The 8,060-nt window shown below is 41.9% G+C and carries 11 protein-coding genes and 2 pseudogenes; 3 read left to right on the top strand and 10 right to left on the bottom strand.

Translation table 11 applies throughout. The features are described 5' to 3' along the window. Positions 1–29 precede the first annotated feature (29 nt). Positions 30–446, top strand: a complete 417-nt coding sequence (locus tag FTU87_RS14650; RefSeq protein ID WP_163169825.1) for a hypothetical protein — start codon at positions 30–32, stop codon at positions 444–446. Between the two features lie 793 nt (positions 447–1,239). Here FTU87_RS14650 and FTU87_RS14655 read toward each other — a convergent pair. From FTU87_RS14655 to FTU87_RS14680, 6 genes are all read right to left on the bottom strand, one after another. Then, entirely contained in the window at positions 1,240–2,049 is an 810-nt protein-coding gene (locus FTU87_RS14655) for a hypothetical protein (protein WP_108091266.1), read from the bottom strand. A gap of 127 nt (positions 2,050–2,176) precedes the next feature. Continuing rightward, positions 2,177–2,392: a hypothetical protein gene (locus FTU87_RS14660; RefSeq protein WP_042087985.1), complete on the bottom strand. Its 216-nt coding sequence runs from the start codon at positions 2,390–2,392 to the stop codon at positions 2,177–2,179. After that, positions 2,382–2,678 carry a BrnT family toxin gene (locus tag FTU87_RS14665; RefSeq protein ID WP_042087986.1) on the bottom strand — a complete coding sequence of 99 codons (297 nt, stop codon included), beginning with the start codon at positions 2,676–2,678 and terminating at the stop codon, positions 2,382–2,384. Before FTU87_RS14665 ends, FTU87_RS14660 begins: the two co-directional genes overlap by 11 nt. Before the next feature lie 70 nt (positions 2,679–2,748). After that, on the bottom strand, positions 2,749–3,249 hold the full coding sequence (locus FTU87_RS14670) for a hypothetical protein (RefSeq protein WP_068550831.1): 501 nt from the start codon (positions 3,247–3,249) through the stop codon (positions 2,749–2,751). Then, entirely contained in the window at positions 3,246–4,175 is a 930-nt protein-coding gene (locus tag FTU87_RS14675; RefSeq protein ID WP_119065094.1) for a MobA/MobL family protein, read from the bottom strand. Before FTU87_RS14675 ends, FTU87_RS14670 begins: the two co-directional genes overlap by 4 nt. After that, positions 4,175–4,330, bottom strand: coding sequence for a hypothetical protein (locus tag FTU87_RS14680; protein ID WP_002061201.1), 156 nt, complete (start codon positions 4,328–4,330; stop codon positions 4,175–4,177). The genes FTU87_RS14675 and FTU87_RS14680 overlap by 1 nt, the downstream gene beginning before the upstream one ends. Before the next feature lie 279 nt (positions 4,331–4,609). Here FTU87_RS14680 and FTU87_RS14685 point away from each other — a divergent pair, with 279 nt between their 5' ends. Further along, the gene (locus FTU87_RS14685) at positions 4,610–5,026 is read left to right on the top strand and encodes a conjugal transfer protein TraD (RefSeq protein ID WP_108091264.1); all 417 of its coding nucleotides are present in this window, start codon (positions 4,610–4,612) and stop codon (positions 5,024–5,026) included. Positions 5,027–5,244: 218 nt separating this feature from the next. Here FTU87_RS14685 and FTU87_RS14690 read toward each other — a convergent pair. Further along, positions 5,245–5,376, bottom strand: a pseudogene (locus FTU87_RS14690) (IS3 family transposase); the annotation flags it as partial. 63 nt (positions 5,377–5,439) lie between these two features. On the opposite strand from FTU87_RS14690, the gene FTU87_RS14695 reads away from it, so the two are divergent. Continuing rightward, the gene (locus tag FTU87_RS14695) at positions 5,440–6,144 is read left to right on the top strand and encodes an IS6 family transposase (protein WP_005028420.1); all 705 of its coding nucleotides are present in this window, start codon (positions 5,440–5,442) and stop codon (positions 6,142–6,144) included. A 35-nt stretch (positions 6,145–6,179) separates the two neighbouring features. Here FTU87_RS14695 and FTU87_RS14700 read toward each other — a convergent pair whose 3' ends face one another. The 3 genes and pseudogenes from FTU87_RS14700 to FTU87_RS14710 all read right to left on the bottom strand — a co-directional run. Further along, a complete protein-coding gene (locus tag FTU87_RS14700) occupies positions 6,180–6,446 on the bottom strand; it encodes a LysR family transcriptional regulator (protein ID WP_077170324.1) in 267 nt (88 codons plus the stop codon). A 27-nt stretch (positions 6,447–6,473) separates the two neighbouring features. After that, positions 6,474–7,688 (bottom strand): chloramphenicol/florfenicol efflux MFS transporter FloR, encoded by a 1,215-nt coding sequence (gene floR, locus FTU87_RS14705; protein WP_000214122.1) that lies wholly within the window; start codon positions 7,686–7,688, stop codon positions 6,474–6,476. 247 nt (positions 7,689–7,935) lie between these two features. Further along, positions 7,936–8,060: pseudogene (locus FTU87_RS14710) on the bottom strand (DDE-type integrase/transposase/recombinase); the annotation flags it as partial.

Genomic DNA, 8,060 nt, shown 5'->3' on the forward strand with positions numbered 1-8,060 from the left:
GGATAATCTTTCTCGGATTCAATCAATAATTGAACCGCTCTTTCTCTGATTTCAGGGGTATATTTTACTTTTTTCATCGGGACATTCTCTCAGAAAGCTTGGTCTCCGACAAACCCGGTACGGTTCAAGGTGAGATTTCTAAAATATATGTAGACAAAAATTCAATCAAAACAGCACCAAATAATAATGATATTAGATATTTTTCTATAAAAGAAGTTCACTCAAATCCTAAAAATAATGTAGTGAAAAATAATTTAGCGATTGAATGTTCACAAGGTCTTTTCTTGAGCCCATTTACTAATCAATGGGAACCTATTTTTCAAAGAGGCTATATTATTGGTACTCTAAAAACCTATGAATATTATAGCTATACAACTGTTTGCGATGATGTCAGAGGAAAATATTCTAATAACATTATTATTAATACAAACAGAATTGGATTTTAATAATAGCCTAAGCAGAACAAGCTTCTCAAAAGCTCTTCTATAAAAATATAAAAACCTATAAAAGCAAAAGCACATGCTCTCAACTTCTCAACTCGTTACCCAAGCGTCGCACTTCGTGCTTTGGCTTTGGTGAACGGTTGAGAGAGTTTCGGCAATACTCTCCCTAAAGGCGGTCATTTAAAAAAATGACACATCCTTTAAGTATTGCCGATTTACCGCATATTCTTTTGGCTTCGGAGCCACGTATATCGGTCGTATCCGCACATAGCTTTGCAGACTATGCAGACAAGGACTAAAGGTCTTGCACCTTCTCCCACGCGCTCCCTGTCGAAGTATGGCGGTATCTCTGCGAGGGTTTCCCCAACATGCAACTTAACCAACCTATACAGCTACTCTTAACGCTCCGCTTTTGTGAGATTCCCCTGTAGCGGTTTAGCCTTTCGACTATCGCTACGTTGCACCAGTGACACTTATTCCCTCCACATGCAACGCATGCCAATCCCTAAAACGGACACGCAGAAGCAGGCAAAGCTCGATCTATGATGCTTATTTGATGATTTAAAACACGGATTAACGAAGACTTATCATTTTGAGACTTGATCTAAACACTGTTTATTGTGAAAATAGAGTTCAGGTACCAGCCTTTGGTGAAATCATAACGGTCGCCAAACCTTATGATCTTCGTTATTCGATGGGTTAACATCAAATAACTGCGTACCGTAGAATTTACTGGAAAACCCCTCTAAGTTGCAAGGCTTAGGGGGGATTTTCTTTATAATTTACAATTACAAATTTACTTATCCTTATTTAAAGCAAATTTTCGCTTCTTAATCACAGTAATTGACTTTTCTTGTGAAGCTATATTTTGCTGAATAGCTACCTGCTTCATTTTTACTGGTAAAGTAATCTTTTCATCAGATTTGGGGCTAGATTCTTTAGGCTTTGAATCTGTTGGCTTTTGCAAAGTTGCTTCTTTATTTTTAATTTTTATATAAATTTTATGTACGACCGTATTGTGTTCTTTGATCTCCTTATTTTTACTCTTTATTTTTTTATATTGTTCTTTAAAGGGCGTTATAAAATTCTTAACCGTTGATAGCAGTACAGCTTCATCAGAGTGTATATCTGCTAATGTCTTTGGTGTTTCACTTTGTACAAAATCAATAAAATGTAAGGGAAATTTTTCAATAATCTCTGGAGTAGCAAAACTAACAAAATGATATCCGTGATAAGAAATTACAGCGTAATTTGTATCCTGTTTAATCGGATGTTTGATATATCCCTTTACTGTCGCTTCTCCTTGATCCAATAGCTTTTTTAGATAGAAATCCTTGATATGATTCTCTAAAACTCTACTTTTTCTATAAAAATTAATCTTATTGTTAATCTCTTCTCGCTCTTCTATTTCATCAACAATATCTAACTTATGACTAAATTCAACAAATTGAGCATGATGATATTCAGCAAGTTTAGAAGTCCAAATTAAGATTTGTCCAAGATTATCAGGCTTAATAATCTCAATATCGTTGAAATCAAGTTTTTTTATTAGTGCAAGTTCTTCATGCTTGAACTCTTTTCTTTCCAAACTTGAATGTTTCAACATAACAACTTCCTTAACCACGGCGTATCCTTCAAAAACTATAAAGTAAAAGCTCATTTGGTATGAATACCAAATGAGCTTTCTAATTAATCAATCAAACATTAAAACAAAAAAGGGAGGTCATACCTAATTAAGTACGTTTCAATGCCATAATATGGCGAACCATATCGTTAATATGTTGTTTTGTTTCATTATCTTGTGAACCTAACCATGTCACCACATCAGCATCAAAAGCCTTTGCTTGAGCGATGGCGTGACGTTCCTGTAATTTTTTCACAAAACTAGGTTTAACCAATGGGGCATTGGTAGGATCAAAATTTTTATAGCGTTCTAATTCATTTTGCATTGCTGTACCTCCGCTTTTGGTGATGTGATGGTTCAAATGCAGTGATTATTCTCGCAACATCTCCACGTTCAACCCAAACCACTGTTAATAGTCTACCACGATTGCTTAAACCGACTGATATTAGTCGTTGTTCGTCATAGTGTCCTACATCATCAAAAGACATCAATGCAGGATCAAGGAAAATACTACAGACTTCTTCGAACGTAATTTCACGCCCTCTGTAGACTAAATCCATTTTTTGGTCATGCCATTCAAATAACAAGCCGTAATATTCAATCAATGGCATGATTACCCCTTTTCCTCTCGTAGAATTGAAATTAAGTAAGAATTTTCTTTTAGCATAAGAAATATTCTTATTATTTTGGGTCTATGACACAAAAATCGCCATTTTTTCCATATCCGCACTGCTTTTTCATCACTCGGACACACGGTTTAGATTCTCCATCAACTTTACAACTTCCAATATCAAACTGGATGCCTTGCTGTCTCAGGCTCTCGATCTGCGGGATATTGCCTAAAGGTTTGATATAAACACTAAACAGCCAAATGATACCAAGCATCAGAATGGCAAAGATGCCTAGAACAATGGTAATGAGCTTCCATGACAACTGATCACGGGCTGATTCAATTGAATTATTCAAGCGTCCAAGTGCTTTAGCGGTCTTAATAAGCTCCGCTGTACCCTCCTGTAAGCCCGTATTTAGCGATTTTGATACAGTATGGTGGGTCTGCCCAGCAATAGTGCTTTGAATGTGTTCTTTCGTGATTTGAAGCTCTTTAACGGCCTGATTGACGAGGTTCTGCTGTTGTTCTGCAACTGCCATTAGTGCATATAGCTTTTTTTCATCAGGTGTCATCGGCTCATCCCTCTAAACTTCATTGTTTTCTGTTGCTCTCTTTCTAATTTCTGCTGTTGTTTGTACTGTTCCAAAGCAAGCTGTTTAAAGCTGTCAAAATCAGCCTTAAAGCTCTCAATACCCTGTTTAATTTCTTTGTCTGAAATTGGGCTGTTTTTGAGGTCTTTCAGGTCTTGTTTGGGGTCGCCTAAGTCTAGTCGCTCAAGCTCTTTATAGGCTGTACGTGATTGTTGTAGGGCTTCCCTAATTTCAGGGTCTTTGGCTTGGCTTGGTAACAGTTTCTTTTCGGGTTCTTTCTCTATGCCTTGCTCTTTGTAGCTTCGCATATCAATACGGCTATCAATTTGATGTTTTTCTAAATGGCTGTTGCATAAATCCGCCCATCTTTGGCGTAGGTCTTTAATATCAATTTTTCGTTCCTGGTAACTCTTGCCTGTATTGTCTTTTTTAGCTCCGCCACGTTCAGGATTTTTGCTGTTATAGCGTTTGAAATATTGCTCTGGATCTCGTTCGATTCCATCTTGCAGACGTTCATTAAACATGAGATGCACGTGGGGCTGATCGTTGCCGTCCATTGCTTTAGGGTTATGAATCGCAAACTGATATGGATATTTTGAGCCGATCTCGGACTGAATGAACTCCTCAACCAGTTCTAGACGTTGTTTGGCATTCATCTCTCTAGGCAGGGCAATTTCATATTCTCGATAGGTACTGCCATTTTTGCGCTCGTAAAGGTCGGCTGCTTCCCAAAAGGTAATCGGATTATGTTCAGCCCATTTCGGCATATTCCCATAGGCACTATGTTCAAGGTCGGTTTCTGCCTGTTCTTGTTTCAGCTTTTTTTCTTCATCCCGATCAATATATTCGGCATGCGGTGCTGCTTTACCTGCCTTACCGACTTTGACACTTAAACGAGCAATCGCCATTAGGTCTTATCCTGTTCCTTTTTTCGGTTACGTTCTTTTTTAAACGCTCTTTGATCAAGTATCGAAGCCCACATCATAATGATGATAATTAGCGGTGCTGCGATCACGCCAAAACTAATATCTTTGATTTTTCCCAATACCTGTTTTAGTTGCATGCTGTTGCTCCTAGCTTTGGTACTTCTTTTTTTCATTCAATTTTCAATTGAACGAAAAAAAGAAGTTTCAGGGTTTTAGGGATGAAGTCCCTAACGTGCTTAGGTTTCTCAATGAAATTGAGAAACGTCTAAGCGCGCCATCAATTTTTTGATGGAAGTACAGGCGACAATCTCTAGAACGACTTTAACAAAATTGCGTACCTTGGACGTAATTATTTTGTTATCGTTCTTTGAGTATTGAGCCTGTGCTTTTGCGGTATATGAATTAAGGAATTGAATATGAATAATGATTGGCTGTCTGAAAAAATTACCTACATTTCTGCTTTAAAGAATCCCAGTGATGCACAAAAGCTTTTATTAGAATTAGCTCAAATCCAATACCGTACTCCCGACCAAGAGAAAAAATTGAATGCCTTGATCAAAGCTGAAAAAGCCATAGATCGAGCGAATAAACAGAAGATAGCAGTCAGAAAATTACTGAATGCAGAAAAGGAAGCTGAACGAAAAGCTCGTACACGTCATCTCATTCAATTAGGCGCACTTTTTGAAATTGCTAACCTTGATCAGCGTGACCCAGCCGAATTACTTGGAATTCTGCTTAAAACTGCTGAAATAGACCCAAATGATATGAAATGGCAAATTTGGAAGGATTTAGGATTAGAAGTTCTCAAACAACGTAAAAATAATTCAAATTAATTATAAGCTAAGCTAGATCAGCAATAAATTAAGTTATGATTTAACAAATCATTATGAGATTTCATAGGACAATTAATGAAAAAGTTTATCTTAGGACTCTGTCTATCTTTACCAATTCTCTCTCATGCAGCACCTAAATGGGAACTTGCTAATGTATTCATCACAAACAAAGATAAAGGTGAACCGTACCGGGTTTGTCGGAGAGTTTTTTATTTAAGTTAGGCCACCTGACCTAACGGGTTAATCTTATCATAGTACATTGCTTCAAAATCAAAAGGTGATACATAACCTAGTGCACTATGTACACGCTCTTTATTGAACCAATCTACCCAATTTAGTGTCGCAAGTTGGGCACTGTTGCAAATAGGCTGACATGATAAGCTAAATATCTTATTTATTTCGAGATACAGCAGATGAATCCCTTCCACGGTCGGCACTTTCAAGGTGAAATCATTCTTTGGGCTGTTCGTTGGTATTGTAAATATGGCATCAGCTATCGTGAACTTCAGGAAATGCTGGCCGAACGTGGAGTGAATGTTGATCACACCACAATTTATCGCTGGGTTCAGCGTTATGCTCCAGAAATGGAAAAACGTTTACGTTGGTATTGGCGTAATCCTACAGATCGACATTTATGGCATCTGGATGAAACTTACGTAAAAGTGAATGGCAAATGGGCATATCTATACCGTGCAGTTGACCAACGTGGCCATACTCTTGATTTCTATCTTTCTGCTAGACGAAATACCCATTCAGCTTATTGTTTTCTTGGAAAAATTTTAAATAATGTGAAGAAGTGGCAAATTCCACAAGTGATCAACACGGATAAAGCACCCACATATGGACGTGCTTTATCACGGTTAAAACGGGAAGGTAAATGTCCACCAGACCTTGAGCACAGGCAGATTAAGTATAAAAATAACGTGATTGAATGTGATCATGGCAAGCTAAAGCGGATCATCAGGGCCACATTAGGATTCAAATCTATGAAGACGGCTTATGCCACAATTAAAGGTATTGAAGTCATGCGTGCACTACGTAAAGGACAAGCATCGTCATTTTATTATGGTCAGCCTCAGGGTGAAGTGTGTCTAATCAACAGGGTTTTCGGTCTCTAAGTACTTTTTAAAGGGAACATCATCGACTCAAATCTCTATTTGCAACAGTGCCCCATGAAGTGCCTGCCTGCGTCTGTTAGCCGAACGCCCCGCGCATGGCGCTCAAATAGCAGGACACCAAGGTTATCCTCCAGCGCTTTCACACGCGCGCTGACGCTCGACTGGCTGATACCAAGTGCCTTGGCCGCATGCCGAAAATTCAGATGCTCGGCGACGGCGATGAACTGAACAAGGGAAATGAGCGGTATCCTGCCAGACAGGATACCGACATTCACGAGGTTTCGATGGTTAGTGCGCCGCATCGGAGCGGGCCTGCTACCAGTCGTCGGTTAGACGACTGGCGACTTCTCGGTGGCAGCCCCACGGAGCCGAAGGAGCACCAGCCCCAACGAAACCAGTACCGCCATCGCCGTGGCGTAACAGATCACGGGCCACGCTGTGTCACCGTTTAAAAGTGCCACCGCCAATGTCCCGACAATGCTGACTATCAGGCTTTGAACGCAGAAGTAGAACGCGACCGCTGATCCCGCGATGTCGTCGAACTCTGCCAAAGCGCCGTTCGCGGTAACGGACACCGTGAAGACAATACCGACCGCGACAACCCACATCGGTAGGATGAAGGTGAGGAATGACGGCGAGCCGTAAAGTTCGCCGATCCCCAACAGGACCGCTCCGCAAACAAGCAACGCCATCCCACGCGCCACGCATCCTGCGATGCCCCATCTGGCGACAAAGGACTTCGCGAAACGGGTTGTCACGATCATTACAAGCGCGACAGTGGCGAAGGCAAAGCTGAATCCGATCTCGGAATATTCCGCTTGGCCTATGAGCACACGGGGAGCCGTCGAGAAGAAGACGAAGTAGGTGCCCATACCGGCGCTAAAGCCGACAGTGTAAACCCAAAAAGCCGGACTCGCGAAGATCGGCAAGACAGATCGGCGCGTCTTGACTTGATCCAGAGGGCGGGTTTCGTGCCACCTGAAACCCGCATTTAGGAGTGCGAGCATCGCCAGTATAGCCAAAGTAATGAATATCGCCTGCCATCCCAAGAACTCGCCGATCAATACTCCGGCGATAGGGCCGAGCGCAGGCACGAACGCCAGCATCGAACTGAAAAGGCCGTAGATGACGACACCCTCAGGACGGTTGGCATAAACGTCGCGAACCGTCGCGAACGTCGCCACCAGCATGGCCGACGCGCCCACTGCTTGAAGTAGACGGAAAGCGACAAAGGCCGGTGCAGTTGAAGACCAAGCTGCTCCCAGAGACGCAATGACGAAAGCCGTTGCGCCCGCAAGTAGAATTGGCCGTCGCCCGATTCTGTCTGAGAGCGGACCAAAAATCACCTGGCCCACGCCGAGCATCACCATATAGAGGCTCAACGTGAGTTGGATCATAGCGGGCGTCGTGTTCAGGATGCCGGGCATCGCTGGAACGACAGGGAGATAAATATCCATCGCCAGTGAAGCGAGGATGTCGAAAGGAGCCATCAGCAGCAGTGCTGCCGGCAGCGTATAGGCCCACGCGGGGCGTGTGGTGGTCATGACGAATCAACCCTCGATTAAGGAATACCGGGCGACGTCTGCTCGTCAGCAATCAGATGAGACTAGCCTTACAGAGCGCCGCAACAACAATACTGGTTGTTGCGGCTTACTTGTCTGCTGACTTGGAATTTCCCATCTGATTACTCCACGCTTACGAATATGAATTGCTACATTTTATCCGATTATCTTTTGCTTCGCAATGCGGCATGGGCGCACTCAGCGTTCCAGCCCCCTCTGCCGCCCTAAATGCTTGCTCCAATGCATCGAGCACCATATCTGTATTCATCCGTGTCGATACTTTCCATCCAACAATTGCTCGTGAGAACACATCAATAATAAATGCAGTATAAACCCAGCCTGAATTTGTTTGAA

The organism is Acinetobacter sp. YH12156 (genome assembly GCF_013418235.1).
Lineage (GTDB): Bacteria > Pseudomonadota > Gammaproteobacteria > Pseudomonadales > Moraxellaceae > Acinetobacter > Acinetobacter pseudolwoffii.